17 protein-coding genes are annotated in these 19,296 nt (G+C 72.9%); 12 read left to right on the top strand and 5 right to left on the bottom strand.

The genetic code is table 11. The features are described from left to right. Nucleotides 1-228 precede the first annotated feature (228 nt). From PUR71_RS15370 to hutI, 6 genes are all read left to right on the top strand, one after another. Nucleotides 229-1,098, top strand: coding sequence for a MurR/RpiR family transcriptional regulator (locus tag PUR71_RS15370; protein WP_329927548.1), 870 nt, complete (start codon nucleotides 229-231; stop codon nucleotides 1,096-1,098). A 70-nt stretch (nucleotides 1,099-1,168) separates the two neighbouring features. Beyond that, on the top strand, nucleotides 1,169-1,501 hold the full coding sequence (locus PUR71_RS15365) for a hypothetical protein (protein WP_329927547.1): 333 nt from the start codon (nucleotides 1,169-1,171) through the stop codon (nucleotides 1,499-1,501). A gap of 168 nt (nucleotides 1,502-1,669) precedes the next feature. Further along, entirely contained in the window at nucleotides 1,670-3,340 is a 1,671-nt protein-coding gene (gene hutU / locus PUR71_RS15360) for a urocanate hydratase (RefSeq protein ID WP_329927546.1), read from the top strand. A gap of 70 nt (nucleotides 3,341-3,410) precedes the next feature. Further along, nucleotides 3,411-4,592, top strand: coding sequence for an allantoate amidohydrolase (locus PUR71_RS15355; RefSeq protein WP_329927676.1), 1,182 nt, complete (start codon nucleotides 3,411-3,413; stop codon nucleotides 4,590-4,592). Continuing rightward, complete coding sequence (locus PUR71_RS15350) at nucleotides 4,583-5,959, top strand: formimidoylglutamate deiminase (protein WP_329927545.1); 1,377 nt, start codon at nucleotides 4,583-4,585, stop codon at nucleotides 5,957-5,959. The genes PUR71_RS15355 and PUR71_RS15350 overlap by 10 nt, the downstream gene beginning before the upstream one ends. Nucleotides 5,960-5,993: 34 nt before the next feature. Then, a complete protein-coding gene (gene hutI / locus PUR71_RS15345) occupies nucleotides 5,994-7,169 on the top strand; it encodes an imidazolonepropionase (RefSeq protein WP_329927544.1) in 1,176 nt (391 codons plus the stop codon). Between the two features lie 63 nt (nucleotides 7,170-7,232). On the opposite strand, the gene PUR71_RS15340 is transcribed toward hutI, so the two are convergent. Together PUR71_RS15340 and PUR71_RS15335 are read right to left on the bottom strand one after the other, a co-directional pair. Beyond that, nucleotides 7,233-9,317 carry a S9 family peptidase gene (locus tag PUR71_RS15340; RefSeq protein ID WP_329927543.1) on the bottom strand — a complete coding sequence of 695 codons (2,085 nt, stop codon included), beginning with the start codon at nucleotides 9,315-9,317 and terminating at the stop codon, nucleotides 7,233-7,235. Nucleotides 9,318-9,447: 130 nt separating this feature from the next. After that, on the bottom strand, nucleotides 9,448-10,956 hold the full coding sequence (locus tag PUR71_RS15335; protein WP_329927542.1) for a peptide MFS transporter: 1,509 nt from the start codon (nucleotides 10,954-10,956) through the stop codon (nucleotides 9,448-9,450). A gap of 329 nt (nucleotides 10,957-11,285) precedes the next feature. Here PUR71_RS15335 and PUR71_RS15330 point away from each other — a divergent pair, with 329 nt between their 5' ends. Together PUR71_RS15330 and PUR71_RS15325 are read left to right on the top strand one after the other, a co-directional pair. Further along, the gene (locus tag PUR71_RS15330) at nucleotides 11,286-11,960 is read left to right on the top strand and encodes a response regulator transcription factor (protein WP_030290974.1); all 675 of its coding nucleotides are present in this window, start codon (nucleotides 11,286-11,288) and stop codon (nucleotides 11,958-11,960) included. Between the two features lie 64 nt (nucleotides 11,961-12,024). After that, entirely contained in the window at nucleotides 12,025-13,269 is a 1,245-nt protein-coding gene (locus PUR71_RS15325) for an ATP-binding protein (protein ID WP_329927675.1), read from the top strand. Between the two features lie 116 nt (nucleotides 13,270-13,385). Here PUR71_RS15325 and PUR71_RS15320 read toward each other — a convergent pair whose 3' ends face one another. Further along, nucleotides 13,386-13,865 carry a GtrA family protein gene (locus PUR71_RS15320; protein ID WP_329927541.1) on the bottom strand — a complete coding sequence of 160 codons (480 nt, stop codon included), beginning with the start codon at nucleotides 13,863-13,865 and terminating at the stop codon, nucleotides 13,386-13,388. Nucleotides 13,866-14,201: 336 nt separating this feature from the next. Here PUR71_RS15320 and PUR71_RS15315 point away from each other — a divergent pair, with 336 nt between their 5' ends. From PUR71_RS15315 to PUR71_RS15305, 3 genes are read left to right on the top strand one after another with little or no spacing between them, the layout of a single operon-like run. After that, nucleotides 14,202-15,341: a 5-(carboxyamino)imidazole ribonucleotide synthase gene (locus PUR71_RS15315; RefSeq protein WP_329927540.1), complete on the top strand. Its 1,140-nt coding sequence runs from the start codon at nucleotides 14,202-14,204 to the stop codon at nucleotides 15,339-15,341. Then, on the top strand, nucleotides 15,338-15,871 hold the full coding sequence (gene purE / locus PUR71_RS15310) for a 5-(carboxyamino)imidazole ribonucleotide mutase (protein ID WP_329927539.1): 534 nt from the start codon (nucleotides 15,338-15,340) through the stop codon (nucleotides 15,869-15,871). The genes PUR71_RS15315 and purE overlap by 4 nt, the downstream gene beginning before the upstream one ends. A 32-nt stretch (nucleotides 15,872-15,903) precedes the next feature. Then, nucleotides 15,904-17,109, top strand: coding sequence for a dipeptidase (locus PUR71_RS15305; protein ID WP_329927538.1), 1,206 nt, complete (start codon nucleotides 15,904-15,906; stop codon nucleotides 17,107-17,109). A gap of 60 nt (nucleotides 17,110-17,169) precedes the next feature. Here the strand turns inward: PUR71_RS15305 and PUR71_RS15300 are convergent, their stop codons facing one another. Both PUR71_RS15300 and PUR71_RS15295 read right to left on the bottom strand, forming a co-directional pair. Continuing rightward, complete coding sequence (locus PUR71_RS15300) at nucleotides 17,170-17,583, bottom strand: CoA-binding protein (RefSeq protein WP_329927537.1); 414 nt, start codon at nucleotides 17,581-17,583, stop codon at nucleotides 17,170-17,172. Nucleotides 17,584-17,618: 35 nt separating this feature from the next. Then, nucleotides 17,619-18,956: a UDP-glucose dehydrogenase family protein gene (locus PUR71_RS15295; RefSeq protein ID WP_329927536.1), complete on the bottom strand. Its 1,338-nt coding sequence runs from the start codon at nucleotides 18,954-18,956 to the stop codon at nucleotides 17,619-17,621. Nucleotides 18,957-19,131: 175 nt separating this feature from the next. Between PUR71_RS15295 and PUR71_RS15290 the strand changes: the two genes are divergently transcribed. After that, nucleotides 19,132-19,296 (top strand): acyl-CoA dehydrogenase family protein (locus PUR71_RS15290; RefSeq protein WP_329927674.1); only part of this gene is annotated, 165 nt, incomplete at its 3' end.

The raw sequence follows: 19,296 nt of genomic DNA, 5'->3' as shown, positions 1-19,296 counted from the left end.
CCGGTCCATCCGTTCGCGGGGGGAATCGGGGCGGGCTCAGGGACAAATCAGGGTTACCCCGAGCGCGGCCCCGGGGCTCCCGGAGCGTACGGGCCGTCCGTCGTCCGCCAGACTGTCCGCCCATCGGGACGTCTCAGGGGCCGTCCCGTCGTACGAGACGTCTTTGCCAGGCGCCGCGCGCTGCTGCACAGTCGTCGTCCGAACCGCTCGCACCCGGAGGTACCGCCGATGACCGCCACCGACGAGACCGGCACGGTCGGTCCCTCCGCGCGGCTGCTCCAGCTCTTCGAGGGGCACCGGCTGACGCCGACCCAGCGGCGGATCGCGCACTCGCTGGTCCGGCATGCCACCGAGGCGCCGTTCCTGTCCAGCGTCGAGGTGGCCGAGCTCGCCGGGGTGAGCCAGCCGTCCGTCACCCGGTTCGCGGTGGCCCTCGGCTACGACGGCTACCCGGCGCTGCGCCGGCAGCTGCGCGAGCTCGGCGCGGGCGAGGCGGTCGCCCCGGAGGGCCCGCACGAGGCGGTGCGCAACGAGCACCAGCAGGCCGTGCTCGCCGAGATCGAGCACCTGCGCCACCTCGCCGACCTGCTCGCCGACCCCGAGCCGATCATCCGCGCCGCCCGGCTGCTCGCCGCCTCCCGCCCGCTGCCGGTGCTCGGCCTGCGGGCCGCGTCGGCCCAGGCGCGCGGCTTCGCGTACTTCGCGACCAAGGTGCACCCGGACGTCCGGCTGCTCGACGAGGGCGGCAGCATGCTCGCCGACCGGCTGGAGCAGGCCACCGCGGCCGGCGCGACGGCGCTGCTCTGCTTCGCGCTGCCGCGCTACCCGCGGGAGCTGATGGACGCCCTGGCGGTGGCCAGGCAGTGCGGGCTGACGGTGCTGACGGTGGCGGACAGCGCGTTCGCGCCGGTCGCCAAGCTGTCCGACCTGATGCTGCCGGCGGCCGTCGGCACCGGTCTGGTCTTCGACACCGCGTGTGCGCCGATGATGCTGGGCCGGGTGCTCCTCCAGAGCATGTGCGACGAGATCCCGGGCGCGGAGGCCAGGTTGGAGGCCATCGAGCAGTCGGCCGCGGCACGTGGCCTGTTCTTGGAGTAGACAGGGCCGCCGCGCTGTGGGCGTGGCCGGGCGCGAACCGGGGCATCCCCTCATACAGGGGGTGCCGCCCATGCGCGTGATCCACGAGATGAAGTTCGTCGCCCGCCTGGCATCGGGTGCCGACGAATGGTCCTGCCCCGCCTGCGGACGCCGCGTCACCCTGCGGCGCCTGCCCGAACCCGAACTGACCGTCCTCGACCCGGGCGACGAGTCCGCCGTGCACGTCGGCGTCATCGAACCGGACGCCCGGGCCGCCGCCGCGGCCGCCGAGAAGTACGGCCTCGGCCCGATCCAGGAGATCCCCCGTCCGCCGGCGCCCGCCGGCCCCACCGCACCCGACGACGCCGACCGCCGCTGGCTGGCCGAGATCGGCATCGACTGGGACGGCGGCGCCGCCGCCTGAGGTCCGCGAGAGCCCGTTCCGGCACGCCGGACGGGCCCTCCGGCGTGCCTGGAGGCGGGTTTCGGCCGCTGCTGATCCGATGGGCTCCGGGTCTGGTCGCGAGCGGAATGTTTGGATATATTCAGCCGAACCAAGCCTGAATGAATCCATCCGCAGGGAGACCGGGACATGGTGCAGCAGCAGACGAGCGGGCCGCGCGAAGTGCGTGCGGCGCGCGGCACGGGGCTCACGACGCAGGGCTGGCAGCAGGAGGCCGCCCTGCGGATGCTCATGAACAACCTCGACCCCGAGGTCGCCGAGCACCCGTCGAAGCTGGTGGTCTACGGCGGCACCGGCAAGGCCGCGCGCGACTGGCGCTCCTTCGACGCCATGGTGAAGACCCTCCAGGGCCTGAAGCAGGACGAGACCATGCTGGTCCAGTCCGGTCGCCCGGTCGGCGTCATGCAGACCCACGAGTGGGCGCCGCGCGTGCTGATCGCCAACTCCAACCTGGTCGGCGACTGGGCCAACTGGGAGGAGTTCCGCCGCCTGGAGAGCCTCGGGCTCACCATGTACGGCCAGATGACCGCCGGCTCCTGGATCTACATCGGTACCCAGGGCATCCTCCAGGGCACCTACGAGACCTTCGCGGCCGTCGCCAACAAGCGCTTCGGCGGCACCCTCGAGGGCACCATCACCCTCACCGCCGGCCTCGGCGGCATGGGCGGCGCCCAGCCGCTGGCCGTCACCATGAACGGCGGCGTCGCGATCTGCATCGACTGCGACCCGTCCCGCATCTCGCGCCGCATCGAGCACCGCTACCTGGACGTCGAGGCCAAGGACCTCTCCCACGCGCTGGAGCTCGCCACCGCCGCCCGCGACAAGAGGCAGCCGCTGTCCATCGGCGTGCTGGGCAACGCCGCCGAACTCGTCCCGCAGCTGCTCGCGATGGACGCACCGATCGACATCGTCACCGACCAGACCAGCGCCCACGACCCGCTGAGCTACCTGCCGGTCGGCGTCGCCTTCGACGACATGGCCACCTACGCGGCCGAGAAGCCCGCCGAGTTCACCCAGCGCTCCCGCGAGTCGATGGCCCGGCACGTCGAGGCGATGGTCGGCTTCCAGGACCGCGGCGCCGAGGTCTTCGACTACGGCAACTCGATCCGCGGCGAGGCCCAGCTGGCCGGCTACGACCGGGCGTTCGCCTTCCCCGGCTTCGTCCCCGCGTACATCCGCCCGCTGTTCTGCGAGGGCAAGGGCCCGTTCCGCTGGGCGGCGCTGTCCGGCGACCCGCAGGACATCCACAAGACCGACAAGGCCGTCCTCGACCTCTTCCCGGAGAACGAGTCGCTGGCCCGCTGGATCAAGATGGCCCAGGAGAAGGTGCACTTCCAGGGCCTCCCCGCGCGCATCTGCTGGCTCGGCTACGGCGAGCGCGACAAGGCCGGCGAGCGCTTCAACGACATGGTCGCCTCCGGCGAGCTGTCCGCGCCGATCGTCATCGGCCGCGACCACCTGGACTGCGGTTCGGTCGCCTCCCCGTACCGCGAGACCGAGGCCATGCTCGACGGCTCGGACGCGATCGCCGACTGGCCGCTGCTCAACGCCATGGTCAACGTCGCCTCCGGCGCGTCCTGGGTCTCCATCCACCACGGCGGCGGCGTCGGCATCGGCCGCTCGATCCACGCCGGCCAGGTCACCGTCGCCGACGGCACCCCGCTGGCCGGGGAGAAGATCCGCCGGGTGCTCACCAACGACCCGGGCATGGGCGTCATCCGGCACGTGGACGCCGGGTACGACCGCGCCGACGAGGTCGCCGCCGAGCGTGGCGTCCGCGTTCCGATGGGTGAGCTGTGAGCGAGCGCGGCGAGTCGCGGAACGTGACCGCCGAGCGTAGCGGGGCGGTCGCGTGAGTTCGTTCGAAGCGATGTGGGCGGAGCTGCTCCCCGTGGGCCGCTCCGCCGCCTCCGGCGGCTACCGCCGCTTCGCGTGGAACTCCGCCGACGCCGAGTGCCGGGCCTGGTTCGAGCAGCAGGCCCGCGACCGCGGCCTGACCTACGAGCTGGACCGCAACGGCAACCAGTGGGCCTGGCTGGGCGACCCGGCCGGGGACGGCGCGATCGTCACCGGCTCGCACCTGGACTCCGTCCCCGACGGCGGCGCCTTCGACGGCCCGCTCGGCGTCGTGTCCTCCTTCGCCGCCCTGGACGAACTCCGCGACCGCGGTGCCGGGTTCACGCGCCCACTGGCGATCGTCAACTTCGGCGACGAGGAGGGCGCCCGGTTCGGCGTGGCCTGCATCGGCTCCCGGCTGACGTCCGGCCTGCTGGACCGCGACGCCGCGTACGCGCTGCGCGACGCCGACGGGATCCGGCTGCCCGACGCGATGGAGCGGGCCGGCTACGACCCCACCGCGATCGGCGCGGACGACGGCCGGCTCGCCCGGATCGGCGCCTTCGTCGAACTCCACGTCGAGCAGGGCCGCTACCTCGCCGAGGACCAGCCCGTCGGCGTGGCCGGGGCCATCTGGCCGCACGGCCGCTGGCGCTTCGACTTCCACGGCGAGGCCAACCACGCCGGCACCACCCGCATCGAGGACCGCCGCGACCCGATGCTCACCTACGCCAACACCGTGCTCTCCGCGCGGAAGAAGGCGCGGGAGGCGGGCGCCCTCGCCACCTTCGGCAAGGTCGCGGTCGAGCCCAACGGCACCAACGCGATCGCCTCCCTGGTCCGCGGCTGGCTCGACTCCCGGGCCGCCGACGAGCGCACCCTCACCGCGCTGGTCGCCGAGATCGAGCGGGCCGCCGCCGAGCGCGGCGAGCGCGACGGCGTCCGGGTCGAGCTCACCCGCGAGTCCTACACGCCCGTGGTGGAGTTCGACGGCCCGCTGCGCGACCGCCTCGCCAAGCTGTTGAACGCCCCGGTGCTGCCCACCGGCGCGGGACACGACGCCGGGATCCTGGCGTCCGCGATCCCGACCGCCATGCTGTTCGTGCGGAACCCGAGCGGCGTCTCGCACTCCCCGGCCGAGCACGCCGAGACGCCCGACTGCCTCGCCGGGGTCGCCGCCCTGGCCGACGTACTGGAGGACCTGGCGTGTCGTTGAGTCGTGCCGCGGGCGCGCAGACAACCACCTACTGGGCGCAGTACGCCTGGCTGCCGCACGCCAACGGGCCGGTGGTCGAGCGGGACGTCCTGATCGCCACCGGCCCCGGCGGCCGGATCACCGCCGTCACGCCGGACAGCGGGCCGTGCCCGGACGGCGCCGTCCGCCTCGTCGGGCTGCTCGTGCCCGGCCAGGCCAACGCCCACTCGCACGCCTTCCACCGGGCGCTGCGCGGCCACGTCCAGGTCGGCTCCGGGACGTTCTGGACCTGGCGCGACACCATGTACCGGTTCGCCGGGGCGCTCGACCCGGACCGCTACCTGGAGCTTGCCACCGCGGTCTACGCCGAGATGGCGCTCGCCGGGATCACCGCCGTCGGCGAGTTCCACTACCTGCACCACGGCCCCGGCGGCGCCCGCTACGACGACCCCAACGTGATGGGCGAGGCGCTGATCGAGGCCGCCGCCCGGGCGGGCATCCGGATCACCCTGCTCGACACCTGCTACCTGTCCTCGGGCTTCGGCGCCGAGCCGACCGGGCCGCAGCTGCGCTTCAGCGACGGCGACGCCGAGGCGTGGGCGGCCCGGGCCGACGCACTCAAGCCGCGCGAGCACGCCCGGATCGGCGCCGCCATCCACTCGGTGCGGGCCGTGCCCGCCGGGCAACTGGGCACCGTCGCGCGGTGGTCCGAGCTGCGCGGAGCCCCGCTGCACGTCCACCTGTCCGAACAGACCGCCGAGAACGACGCCTGCCTCGCCGCGCACGGCGTCACCCCGACGCGGCTGCTCGCCGACCACGGCGCGCTCGGACCGCGCACCTCGGCCGTCCACGCGACCCACCTCACCGACGAGGACGTCCGCCTCCTCGCCGACAGCTCCACCACGATCTGCATGTGCCCCACCACCGAGCGGGACCTCGCGGACGGCATCGGCCCGGCCCGGAGCCTCGCCTCGGCGGGGTGCCCGGTCACCCTCGGCAGCGACAGCCACGCCGTCATCGACCCGTTCGAGGAGGCGCGCGCCCTGGAGCTCGACGAACGGCTGCGCACCCGCACGCGCGGGCACTGGACGGCCAACGCGCTCCTGCGGGCCGGGACGGAGGACGGGCACGCCTCGCTCGGCTGGCCGGAGGCGGGCCGGATCGAGGCGGGGGCGCTCGCCGACTTCACCGTGCTCGCCCTCGACTCGGTGCGCACCGCCGGGCCGCCGCCCGCACTGGGCGCCGAGATCGCCGTCTTCGCGGCCTCGGCGGCGGACGTCCGGCACGTGGTGGTCGGCGGCCGGCAGGTCGTCGCGGACGGCGTGCACCGGCTCGTTCCGGACGTCCCGGGCGCGCTGCGGGCCTCGATCGGCGCGCTGAGCTGCTGATCCGTTCCTCCAACTCCGTACGGAAGGCGTCGTCTTGAGCAACCCGACCACCCTGATCACCGGCATCGGCAGCCTGGTCACCAACGACCCCGGCCAGGGGGCCGGGCCGCTCGGCCTGCTGACCGACGCGGCCGTGGTGCTGGACGGCGACACCGTCGCCTGGGTAGGCCCGGCCGCGGACGCGCCCGCCGCCGACGTGGCCTTCGACGCGCAGGGGCGGGCCCTGCTGCCCGGCTTCGTCGACTCGCACGCCCACCTGGTGTTCGCGGGCGACCGCACCGCCGAGTTCAACGCCCGGATGTCCGGCCAGTCCTACACCGCCGGCGGGATCCGGACCACGGTGGCGGCCACCCGGGCCGCGACCGACGCCGAACTCGACGCCAACCTGGGCCGGTTCGTCCGGGAGGCGCTGCGCCAGGGCACCACGACCATCGAGTGCAAGTCCGGCTACGGGCTGACGGTGGCCGACGAGGCCCGGGCGCTGCGGATCGCCGCCCAGTACACCCCGGAGACCACGTACCTGGGCGCGCACGTCGTCGCGCCCGAGTTCGCGGACGACCCGGCGGCGTACGTCGACCTCGTCACCGGGGAGATGCTGGACGCCTGCGCCCCGCACGCCCGGTGGGTGGACGTGTTCTGCGAGAAGGGCGCGTTCGACGGGGACCAGGCACGGGCGGTCCTCACCGCCGGCATCGAGCGCGGGCTGACGCCCCGGGTGCACGCCAACCAGCTGACGTACGGTCCGGGCGTGCAGCTCGCGGTCGAGCTGGGGGCGGCCTCGGCCGACCACTGCACCCACCTGACGGACGAGGACGTGGCCGCGCTGGCCGGCTCCGCGACGGTGGCGACGCTGCTGCCCGGGGCGGAGTTCTCGACCCGGGCGCAGTACCCCGACGCGCGCCGGCTGCTCGACGCGGGCGCGGTCGTGGCGCTGTCCACGGACTGCAACCCGGGCTCCAGCTTCACGAGTTCGATGGCGTTCTGCATCGCGGTCGCGGTGCGGGAGATGGGGATGACGCCGGACGAGGCGGTCTGGGCGGCGACGGCGGGCGGGGCGCACGCGCTGCGCCGCGGTGACGTCGGCGTGGTCGCGGCCGGGGCGCGGGCGGACCTGCTGCTCCTGGACGCGCCCTCGCACGTGCACCTGGCCTACCGTCCGGGGGTGCCGCTGACGGCCGCGGTCTGGCGGTCGGGCGCACGGGAGGTCTGAGCCCTCCTCCGTGAGCGGTTCCCCGCACCCCCGGGGTGGCGGGTGCGGGGAACCACCCGTCTCCTAGGAGATGCCCAACGAGCGCCTCAGGAACCCGAGTTCGTGCTGCAGCAGGTTCGCCGCCACGGTCTCGTCGGTGGGGGAGTGCGTCGTGTTGCTCAGCGGGAGCACCTCGTGGGGGCGGCCCGCGGCGAGCAGCGCGCTGGACAGGCGCAGGGCGTGGACGGGGAAGACGTTGTCGTCCGCGAGGCCCTGGATCAGCAGCAGGGGGCGGCGCAGCTTCGGGGCGTCGGCGATCAGCGAGCCCGAGTCGTAGTGCCCGGGGTGCTCGTCCGGGTGGCCGAGGAAGCGTTCCTGCCAGTGGGTGGTGTAGAGCCGCTGGTCAGTGGGGGCGGCGCCGGCCGACGCCGCGTGGAAGACGTCCGGGCGGCGCAGGACGGCGAGCGCGGCGAGGTAACCGCCGTAGGACCAGCCGCGGATGGCGACCCGGTCGAGGTCGAACACGCCGGGGCGCCGCCTCGCGGCCTCGTGCAGGCCGTCGACCTGGTCCGTCAGGGCCGGTCCGGCCTTGTCGCCGTGGATCTCCTTGCTCCAGCGGGGACCGCGGCCGGGCGTGCCGCGGCCGTCGACGGCGAGCACCGCGAAGCCCTGCTCGGCGAACCAGCGGGAGACGAGGTCCCACCACACGCCGCCGGTGCCGACCTTCCGGGTGGCCGGCCCGCCGTACGGGTCGAGGAGGACGGGCAGCGGGCCGTCCTCGGGGCGGTACCCGGTGGGCAGCCAGAGCGCGGCGCGCATCTCGCGCGGGCCGAGCCGCAGCAGTTCGGGGGAGGCGGTGAGCACGGGCGCCTCGGCGTGCGAGGTGAGTTCCAGGGCCGCGCGTCCCTCGCGCCGGACGGTGGCGCGTCCGCCGGGGTGGCCCTCGCGGCGGGTGGTGACGACCAGGGTGGCGCCCCGGCGGACGCCGGTGTGCTGGCCCGGGCCCTCGCTCAGCCTGCGGACGCCGGTGCCCGGTTCGTAGCTCCAGAGGTGGGTCTCGGTGGGTTCGTCGACGGCGGTGAACAGGACCCGCTCGCCCTCCGTGCCGAGCACCTCCCACAGTTGCAGCCCCGGCGGGGTGACGGGCTCGCCGTCGACCGTCAGGTGCTGGGTGTCGCCGTGGACGGCGGTGTCGACGAGGGCGCCGGAGGCGGTGCGCAGGGGCAGCCCGGGGACGAGCTCGACCCAGTGGTCGTCGCGCTGCTCGGCGAGCACCCGGACGTCGCCGCCGGGTTCGATCGCGAGCGTGCGGACGGTGCGCTGGTCGCGGCTCTGGACGCAGGCGTACGGGCCGTGGGCGTCCCAGCCGGCGGCCGTGACGTACTCGAACGCGGCCCGGTCCCAGCGGACCGCGGTCCGTGCGCCGTCGAGGCCGAGCAGCCACAGGGAGACGTCGGCGTTGGCGGTGCCGGCGAGCGGGTAGCGGATGGCGCGCGGGGGCCGGGCCGGGTCGGCCGGGTCGGCGAGGTGCAGCCGGGTGACCTCGCGCTCGTCGACCCGGGCGACGAGCAGCGCGGTGCCGTCGGGGGACCACCAGTGGGCGCGGGAGCGGTACATCTCCTCGGTGGCGACGTGCTCGGCGACGCCGTACGTCACGTCCGCGTCCTCGGGTTCGGCGAGCGCGCGGTCGCCGCCGCCGTCGGTGGAGACCACCCGCAGGGCGCCGCCGCCGACGTAGGCGATCAGGCGGCCGGACGGGTCGAGGCGCGGGTCGTACACCTCGGTGGCGGTGGGGACGGCGCGCACGGTGCCCGCGGTGGTGTCGGCGAGCCACAGGTGCCCGCCGAGCGCGAAGGCGGCGAGCCGGCCGGTGGCGTCGGTGGAGAAGGCGGTGATGCCGGAGGCGGCGACCCGGGCCCGTTCGCGCCGGATCCGCTCGGCCTCGGGCAGGTCGCCGTCGTCGGAGCCGAGCGCGGCCGGGTCGGCGAGCAGCCGCTCCTCGCCGGTGGCGGTGTCGAGCGCCCACAGGCGGTTGACCGGGTCGGCGCCGCCGAGGCTGCGGACGAACAGCACGGTGGTGCCGTCGGCGGTGATCACGGGGTGGGTGGGGGTGCCCAGCGCGAAGCGCCGGGTGCGGGCGAGTTGACGGGGGAGTGCGTCGGTCGGCATGACGGGCACCATAGGCAGACCCGCCACCACCCGGTCGAGCGGTTTACCGGTTCGCGGAAGCCCGCGAACGCGGCCGGGGCCGGTGCGGATTCCAGGAATCCACACCGGCCCCGGCCGGATCGGGCGCGTGTCAGTGCACGTCGCCCATGAGCGTGTTGACCTTCTTGCGGTACATCGCGAGGGCGACACCGGCGAGGATCGCCATCACGCCCTGGACCGCGAAGTACCAGGTGCTGCCGACCACGCCGTCGCCCAGCACGAGCTGGAAGATCGCGGCGACGCAGTCGCCGGCGGTGACGGCGAGGAACCAGACGCCCATCATCTGGCTGGCGTACTTGGTGGGCGCCAGCTTGGTGGTGACGGACAGGCCGACGGGGGAGAGCGTGAGCTCACCGACGGTCTGGACCAGGTAGACCATGGCCAGCCACAGCGGGGTGACCTTGGTGTCGCCGGAGGCGGCGGCCATCGCCAGCATCATGACGATGAAGGACGCGCCGATCATCAGCAGACCGATGGCGAACTTCATGGTGGTGCTGGGGTTCTTCGACCGGCGGGCCAGGGCGACCCAGATCCAGGCGAAGACCGGCGCCAGCGCCATGATGTACAGCGGGTTGAGCGACTGGAACCACGTCGACGGGAAGTTGAAGCCGAGCAGCGTGGACGCGGTGTGCTTGTCCGCGAAGATGCTCAGCGTCGAACCGGACTGGTCGTAGATCATCCAGAACACGGCGGCGGCGACGAAGAACCAGATGTAGCCGCTCATCCGGGACTGCTCGGTGGAGTCGAGGTCCTTGTCGCGCTTCACCTTGGCGAAGACGAGCACCGGGATCAGGATGCCCGCGACGGACAGCGGCCAGAGCACCCAATCGATGGTGAACGAGCCGCTCGCGGCGAGGGCGCCGTAGATCACCACGGCCGCGGCCAGCCAGGCGCCGGCCTTCTTGAAGATCGACGCCTTCTCGGCCGGGGTGATCGGCGAGGTGACGATGTCGCTCTTCGGGCTCAGGTGGCGGGTGCCCAGCAGGAACTGGCCGAGGCCGAGCGCCATGCCGACGCCGGCCAGCGCGAAGCCCAGGTGCCAGCTGACGCTCTGGCCGATGGTGCCGATGACCAGCGGGGCCGCGAAGGCGCCGAGGTTGATGCCCATGTAGAAGACGGTGAAGCCACCGTCGCGACGCGGGTCGTTCGGGCCGTCGTAGAGGTGGCCGACCATCGTCGAGATGTTGGCCTTGAGCAGACCGGAGCCGATCGCGATGAAGGCCAGACCGGCGAAGAACGCGCCGCTGAACGGCACGGCCAGCAGGAAGTGGCCGATCATGATGATCGTGCCGCCGACCGCGACGGTCTTGCGAGCGCCGAGGAATCGGTCGGCGATCCAGCCGCCCGGGAGGGCCAGCAGGTAGACCATCGCCGTGTACACGCTGTACACGGCGGCGGCGACCGCCGTCTTCATGCCGAGGCCGCCCTCCGAGATGGAGGCGGTCATGTAGAGGACCAGCAGGGCACGCATGCCGTAGTAGCTGAAGCGTTCCCACATCTCGCTCATGAAGAGAGTCGCGAGACCTCGGGGGTGGCCGAGGAAGGTCTTGCCGCTGGGGGAGGCCGACGTGACGCCGGCGTCCTGGAGCGTAGACGCCATGTGTAGTGGTTCCTTGCCTGACAGCGTCCGCCTAGGGGGGTGGCGGCGGACGTGGACGGAACCACTGTACGTGGCGATATTTGGCGGTATCAGATGACAAAACGCTCGAATTAGGTATGGCAATGGCAAAGTCCGCAGCCGATCCTCCCGATTGATCCATGGTAGATGGGGACGTCTTCCTTCGTATTCAAGATCCAAGGGCGGAATCTTCGCCGAACGGGCGGTCGGGAGGCGTCCGTTGAGCGGACGTGGGTCCTTGTATAACGATCACGCTCTGTGAACTACTTCACAGGTCCATCGGGCCGGGTACGGCGGACTACCATCACCACATGACCTGTGTGCTGCTCGCCGAGGACGATCCGGCGATCTCCGAACCGCTGGCCCGGGCCCTGCGCCGCGAGGGATACGAGGTGCTCGTCCGCGAGGACGGCCCCACCGCGCTCGCCGCCGGCCTCACCGAGGAGGTCGACCTCGTCGTCCTCGACCTCGGTCTGCCCGAGATGGACGGCCTTGAGGTCTGCCGGCGGCTGCGCGCCGACGGCAAGAGCTGCCCCGTTCTGGTGCTCACCGCCCGCGCGGACGAGGTGGACACCGTCGTCGGTCTCGACGCGGGCGCCGACGACTACGTCACTAAGCCGTTCCGGCTGGCCGAGCTGCTCGCCCGGGTCCGGGCCCTGCTCCGGCGCGGCAACGTCGACCAGCTCACCACCGGCGCGCACGGCGTCAAGATCGACATCGAGTCGCACCGCGCCTGGCTCGGCGAGGAGGAGCTGACGCTCTCCGCCAAGGAGTTCGAGCTGCTGCGCGTCCTCGTCCGGGACGCCGGCCGGGTCGTGACCCGCGAGGAGATCATGCGCCAGGTCTGGGACACCACCTGGTGGACCTCCACCAAGACCCTGGACATGCACATCTCCTGGCTGCGCAAGAAGCTCGGCGACGACGCGGCCAACCCGCGCTACATCGCCACCGTGCGCGGAGTGGGCTTCCGGTTCGAGAAGAATTAGCCCCCGTACGGAGAGCACGGCCGGATCGCGGCCGATGAAGCGCAACACCTCGGGGAGCGGCAGCGTGAAACGCCGGATGATCAACTCGCTGCTGGGCGTCGTCCTGGTGGTGGTCGTCGTGTTCTGCGTACCGCTCGCCTGGGTCGAGAAGAAGACCATCGCCGACGCGGCCCAGGACAAGACGGAGGCCACCGCCGTCCGGGTGCTCGCGCTGGTGGAGAACCGGCTCGCGAACCACGAGCCGGTCAACCCGGGATCCTTCGACAGCCAGGCCACCGAAGGCACCTACATCGAGGTGCGGATCCCCGGGCAGTCGGTCGTCTCGGCCGGCGTGCGCCCGGACGGGAAGTCGGTGCTGCAGGCCGTCGAGCACGGCGGGAACAACGAGACCGTCACCGTCGTGCAGTCCCGCGAGGACGTCGACCACGAGATCGCCAACATGCTGCTGCTGCTCGGCGCCGTCGCCCTGCTCGCCGTCCAGGCCGCCGTCGCGCTCGCCGTCTGGCAGGCCAAGCGGCTCGCCCGGCCGCTCACCGACCTCGCCGAGACCGCCGAGCGGCTCGGCTCCGGCGACCCCCGCCCGCGCGACCGCCGCTACGGAGTGCCGGAACTCGACCGGGTCGCCGAGGTGCTGGACGTCAGCGCCGAACGGATCGCCCGCATGCTCACCGCCGAGCGCCGGCTCGCCGCCGACGCCTCGCACCAGCTGCGCACCCCGCTCACCGCGTTGTCCATGCGGCTGGAGGAGATCACCGCCCTCGCCGAGGACCCGGAGACCGTCAAGGAGGAGGCGACCATCGCCCTCCAGCAGGTCGAGCGGCTCACCGACGTCGTCCAGCGACTGCTGACCACCCAGCGCGACCCGCGCAGCCCCACCGCCGTCGCCTTCGAGCTCGACGAGGTGATCAAGCAGCAGGTGGAGGAGTGGGGCCCGACCCTGCGCGAGAAGGGAAGGGTGCTCTCCCTGGAGGGCCTGCACGGCGTCATCGCCGTCGGCACCCCGGGCACGGTCGCCCAGGTGCTGGCCACCCTGATCGAGAACTCCCTGATGCACGGCGCCGGGACGATCACCCTGCGGGTCCGCCCGTCCGGCACCTCGGTCGTGGTCGAGGTGCAGGACCAGGGCGCCGGGGTGCCGCCGGAGCTGGGCAACCGGGTCTTCGAGCGCGCGGTCAGCGGCCGCAACTCCACCGGGATCGGCCTGGCCGTCGCCCGCGACCTCGCGGAGGCGGACGGCGGCCGGCTCGAACTGCTGTCGCTGCGGCCGCCGGTGTTCGCGCTGTTCCTCGGCCGCAGTCACGAGGACTGAGCGGTCCCGGGAGCCTCAGGCCCTCGTGGGAGGGGAACCCCGGTGGCCGCGGGCGGACGTGCGTCGGGCCCGCGAGCGGGGTGCTCGCGGGCCCGACGGCGGGGACGTGGGGGAGGTCACTCGGCCTTGGCGTACCGGATCTCCTCGGCGGCCAGCATCAGCTCGGCCTGCGCGGCCAGCTCGCTGCCGGTGGCGTGCGCGGCCTGGGGCTCGGCCTCGGGCATCGCCTTGAACACCCACGTGCGGTAGGAGACGAACCGGAAAACGGTGCCCAGTGCGAGGCCGACCAGCTTGGCGCCCAGCTGCTCGAAGTGCGAGTCCAGGCCGAGCAGGTACACCGAGGTGCCGAGCACGCCGGTCTCGATCAGCATGCCGATGCCGCTGAACACCAGGAACAGCGTGATCTCCCGCTTGCGCGAGGCGGCGTCGCGGTCCCGGTACAGCCAGTAGCGGTAGCCGAGGTAGTTGGTGGCGATCGCGATCAGCGTCGCGGCGATGTTCGAGCGCAGCGAGGCCAGGTGCAGGCCGTTGATGCAGACCCAGAACACCAGGAAGTTGACCACCACGCCGCTCAGACCGACGATGCCGAACTTCACGGCTTCCCCCGTGAGTCCGCGCAACTTCTGCACGAGTGTGGGACTCGGAGCTGCGGTCGTGGCCATACCGGGCTGCCTCCATGCGCGTGCGGTCGAAAGGGCGGTGCGTCAGGACGGTGCCCGCCCCTTGTGCCCTGCGTGCACGCACATGATCGGACTGCGTAGACCAGGACCTGGCCGTCCAGGCTACCCGGTTCCGCCGAACGGCTCAGCCCCTCGCGTCCCCGGTTGACATCTACGCGCGTCCACCCCGAAGGGTCCTCCGGCCTTGCCACCAGCGGTTCCATCGCCCCCGATCGGCCCGGATATCCTGGCCACGTGACTTCCCCGGGCAATGTGAATTTTCCAGTGGTGGGCATGATCGGCGGCGGGCAGTTGGCCCGCATGGCACACCAGGCGGGTATCCCGCTCGGGGTCAGGTTCAAGCTCCTCGCCGACACCCCCCAGGACTCCGCGGCACAGGTCGTCTCCGAGGTTGTGCTCGGCGACTACCGCGACCTCGACACCCTGCGCCGCTTCGCGGCCGGCTGCGACGTGATCACCTTCGACCACGAGCACGTCCCGACCGAGCACCTGCGGGCGCTGGAGGCCGACGGCATCGCCGTCCGCCCCGGCCCCGACGCGCTGGTCAACGCCCAGGACAAGGGCGTCATGCGGGCGAAGCTCGACGCCATCGGGGTGCCCTGCCCCCGGCACCGGATCGTCGCCGACCCGGCCGACGTGACGGCCTTCGCCGAGGAAGGCGAGGGCTACCCCGTCGTCCTGAAGACCGTCCGCGGCGGCTACGACGGCAAGGGCGTGTGGGTCGTCGACGACGAGCAGGAGGCCCAGGCCCCGTTCCTGGCGGGCGTGCCGGTGCTGGCCGAGGAGAAGGTCGACTTCGTCCGCGAGCTGGCCGCCAACGTCGTCCGCTCGCCCAGCGGCCAGGCCGTCGCCTACCCGGTCGTCGAGAGCGTCCAGGAGAACGGCGTCTGCGCCGAGGTCACCGCCCCCGCGCCGGACCTCGACCCGGCCCTGTCCGACGAGGCCCAGCAGCTCGCCCTGCGCATCGCCGGCGACCTCGGCATCACCGGCCACCTCGCGGTCGAGCTGTTCCAGACCCGGGACGGCCGGATCCTGGTCAACGAGCTGGCCATGCGCCCGCACAACTCCGGCCACTGGAGCCAGGACGGCGCCGTCACCTCGCAGTTCGAGAACCACCTGCGGGCCGTCCTCGACCTCCCGCTCGGCGACCCCAGGCCGCGCGCCAAGTGGACCGTCATGGTCAACGTCCTCGGCGGCGACTACCCGGACATGTACCACGCCTTCCTGCACTGCATGGCCCGTGACCCGGGCCTGCGCATCCACATGTACGGGAAGGACGTGAAGCCCGGCCGCAAGGTCGGCCACGTCAACGTCTTCGGGGACGACCTCGACGACGTCCGCGAGCGCGCCCGCCACGCGGCCGCCTACCTGCGAGGAACGATCACCGAATGAGCTCCGCAACCAGCCCTGTCGTCGGCATCGTGATGGGTTCGGACTCCGACTGGCCCGTCATGGAGGCCGCCGCCCAGGCCCTCGACGAGTTCGAGATCCCGTACGAGGTCGACGTCGTCTCCGCCCACCGCATGCCGCGCGAGATGGTCGCCTACGGCGAGAACGCGCACAAGCGCGGGCTCAAGGCGATCATCGCGGGCGCCGGCGGCGCCGCCCACCTGCCGGGCATGCTCGCCTCCGTCACGCCGCTGCCGGTCATCGGCGTCCCGGTGCCGCTGCGCTACCTGGACGGCATGGACAGCCTGCTGTCGATCGTCCAGATGCCGGCCGGCGTGCCGGTCGCGACCGTCTCGGTGGCCGGCGCGCGCAACGCGGGCCTGCTCGCGGTCCGCATGCTCGCCGCGTTCGACCCCGAACTGGCCGAGCGGATGACCGACTTCCAGGCCGAGCTCAACACCCAGGCCACCGAGAAGGGCAAGAAGCTCCGCGCCAAGGTGGCCGGTTCGGGCTCCTTCGGCTTCGCCAGGTAGGCGTCGCGGCGGGGTGGGGTAGAACAGGTCGCATGACCTCTGAGCCGGACTCCCCCACCCCGCTGGACCGCGCCCGGGCCCTCCTGCGCACCGCCCCCGTCGTGGACGGCCACAACGACCTCCCCTGGGCGATGCGCGAGCAGGCCGGGTACGACCTCGGCGCGCTCGACCTCGCCGCCGACCAGAGCGAGCGCCTGCACACCGACCTCGCCCGCCTCGCGCAGGGCGGCGTCGGAGCGCAGTTCTGGTCCGTCTACGTGCCCACCCGGCTGGCCGGCGACCACGCCGTGAGCGCCACGCTGGAGCAGGTCGACTTCGTCCACGCCCTCGTCGCGCGCTACCCCGACCGGCTCCGGCTCGCCCGCACCGCCGACGACATCGAGGCGGCCCGCGCCGAGGGCCGCATCGCCTCCCTGATGGGCGCCGAGGGCGGCCACTCCATCGACTGCTCGCTCGCCACCCTGCGGGCCCTGTACGAGCTCGGCGTCCGCTACCTGACCCTCACCCACAACGACAACGTGCCGTGGGCCGACTCCGCGACCGACAAGCCGGTGGCCGGCGGGCTCACCCGCTTCGGCGAGGAGGTCGTCCGGGAGATGAACCGGCTCGGCATGCTCGTCGACCTCTCGCACGTCTCCGCCGACACCATGCGCGACGCCCTGCGGGTCACCGAGGCGCCCGTCGTCTTCTCGCACTCGTCCTCCCGCGCGGTGTGCGACCACCCGCGCAACGTCCCGGACGACGTCCTCGCGCAGCTGCCCGGCAACGGCGGCGTCGCGATGGCCACCTTCGTGCCGAAGTTCATCGACGCCAGGGCCGCCGAGTGGACCCTGCGGGCCGACGAGAACATGCGCGCCCACGGCCTCCACCCGCTGGACACCACCCCCGCCGGCATGGCCCGCCAGCGCGAGTTCGAGGCCGCCCACCCGCGGCCCGTCACCACCGAGTCCACCGTCGCCGACCACCTCGACCACATGCGCGAGGTCGCCGGGGTCGACCACGTCGGCATCGGCGGCGACTTCGACGGCACCGCGTTCCTGCCCGAGGGCCTCGGCTCGGTGGCCGGCTACCCGAACCTCGTCGCCGAACTCCTGCGCCGCCACTGGTCGGAGGCCGATCTGGCCAAGCTCACCTGGCACAACGCCGTGCGCGTCCTGCGCGACGCCGAGTCCGCTGCGGCCGGGCTGCGCGCCAGCCGGGGCCCGTCCATCGCGACGATCGCGCAGCTGGACGGCTGAGGGCCCGCCCTCGAACTCCCGCCCGCCGTGCGACGGGAGTTCGAGGACAGGCTCGGCGCCTCAGCCCAGCCGGGGGATCTCGATGGCGGGGCACTTGTCCATGACCATCGAGACCCCGGCGTCCGTCGTCCGCTCGTACGCCGCCGCGTCGACGACGCCGAGCTGGAACCAGACCGCCTTCGCCCCGACGGCCACCGCCTGATCGGCCACCTCGCCGGCCAGCGAGCTGTTCACGAACACGTCGACGACGTCGACGGGGAACGGGACCTCGGCCAGCGACGCGTAGCCGGGCTCGCCGAGGACCGTCTCGGCCTTCGGGTGCACGGGCACGATCCGCTTGCCGTAGCGCTGGAGGACGCCGGCCACGCCGTACGCCGCGCGCGCGGTGTTGTTCGACAGGCCGACCACCGCCCAGGTGTCGCCCGTGCCGGTGAGGATCTCGCGGACCGTCGCGTCGTCGCCGTAGCTCGTCATGACGGTCCCAACGACGCGCCGGTGTGCGGGATTCCCTAGCTGGGCCGGCCGAGGGCGCGGTACGTCCAGCCGGCGGCGCGCCAGGCGTCCGCGTCCAGGACGTTGCGGCCGTCGAGGAGGCGGCGCTCGGCGACGACGGCGCCCAGGGCGGCCGGGTCGAGGGTGCGGAACTCCTGCCACTCGGTCAGGTGGAGCACCACGTGGGCGCCCTCGGCGGCCTCGAGCGGGGTGTCGGCGTAGGTCAGGCCCGGGAACATCTTGCGGGCGTTGTCCATCGCCTTCGGGTCGTAGACGGTGACCTGGGCGCCCTGGAGCTGGATCTGGGCGGCGACGTTGAGCGCGGGGGAGTCCCGGATGTCGTCCGAGTTGGGCTTGAAGGCGGCGCCGAGCACGGCGACCCGGCGGCCCAGGAAGCCGCCGCCGCACTGCTCGCGGGCCAGCTCCACCATCCGGGAGCGGCGACGCATGTTGATCGAGTCGACCTCGCGCAGGAAGGTCAGCGCCTGGTCGGCGCCGAGCTCGCCGGCCCGGGCCATGAACGCCCGGATGTCCTTGGGCAGGCAGCCGCCGCCGAAGCCGAGGCCTGAGTTGAGGAACTTGCCGCCGATCCGCTCGTCGTAGGCGAGCGCGGTGGAGAGCTGGGTGACGTCGGCGCCGGCCGCCTCGCACACCTCGGCCATCGCGTTGATGAAGGAGATCTTGGTGGCCAGGAAGGAGTTGGCGGCGGTCTTCACGAGCTCCGCGGTCGCGTAGTCGGTGACCACGAACGGCACCCCGGCCCCGACCGGCTCGGCGTACACCTCGCGCAGCAGCCGCTCGGCGCGCTCGCTGTGCGCGCCGATCACGATCCGGTCCGGGCGCAGGGTGTCCTGGACGGCGAAGCCCTCGCGCAGGAACTCCGGGTTCCAGGCGAGTTCGGCGTCGGCGCCGACCGGCGCCAGCGCGGCGAGCCGTTCGGCCAGCCGGCCCGCCGAGCCCACCGGCACGGTGGACTTGCCGACCACCAGGGCCGGGCGCCTCAGGTGCGGCGCGAGGCCGTCGATCGCGGCGTCCACGTAGGACATGTCGGCGGCGAACTCGCCCTTGCGCTGCGGGGTGTTGACGCACACGAAGTGGACGTCGGCGAACTCCGCGACCTCCTCGACGGAGGTGGTGAAGCGCAGCCGCCCGGTGGAGCCCTCGTGCCCGGCCACGTGCTTGAGCAGCAACTCGGACAGGCCAGGCTCGTACATCGGGACGCGGCCGGCGGTCAGCGTGGCGATCTTCTCGGGGTCGATGTCCAGGCCGAGCACCTCGAAGCCGAACTCGGCCATCGCGGCCGCGTGGGTGGCACCGAGGTAGCCGGTGCCGATCACGGAGATGCGGAGGGTCACGGGTTCCCCTTTGTGCGGACTCGACCATGAGTGGGTGCTCTGATGCTATCCGTCCGGCGGAGCGCGGCCGAGGCCGCCCGGGGCCGGAAACGCTAGGCAGCCGCAGGTCGGAGCCCTAGGATCTCTACTTAACGGTAACTAACCGGATCCTTCGATCACGTGGCGAGGCGGCATCATGGCGGGCAGCGCAGGCGCGGCTGACTTCGATCTCTTCCGTATCTCCGAGGAGCACGAGATGCTCCGGGAGGCGGTGCGTGGGCTGGCCGAGGCGAAGATCGCTCCGTTCGCGGCGGAGGTGGACGAGCAGGGCCGGTTCCCGCAGGAGGCGCTGGAGGCGTTG

It is taken from the genome of Streptomyces sp. SP17BM10 (genome assembly GCF_036322405.1).
Classification (GTDB): domain Bacteria; phylum Actinomycetota; class Actinomycetes; order Streptomycetales; family Streptomycetaceae; genus Kitasatospora.
This window is presented reverse-complemented; position numbering and strand designations above follow the sequence as displayed.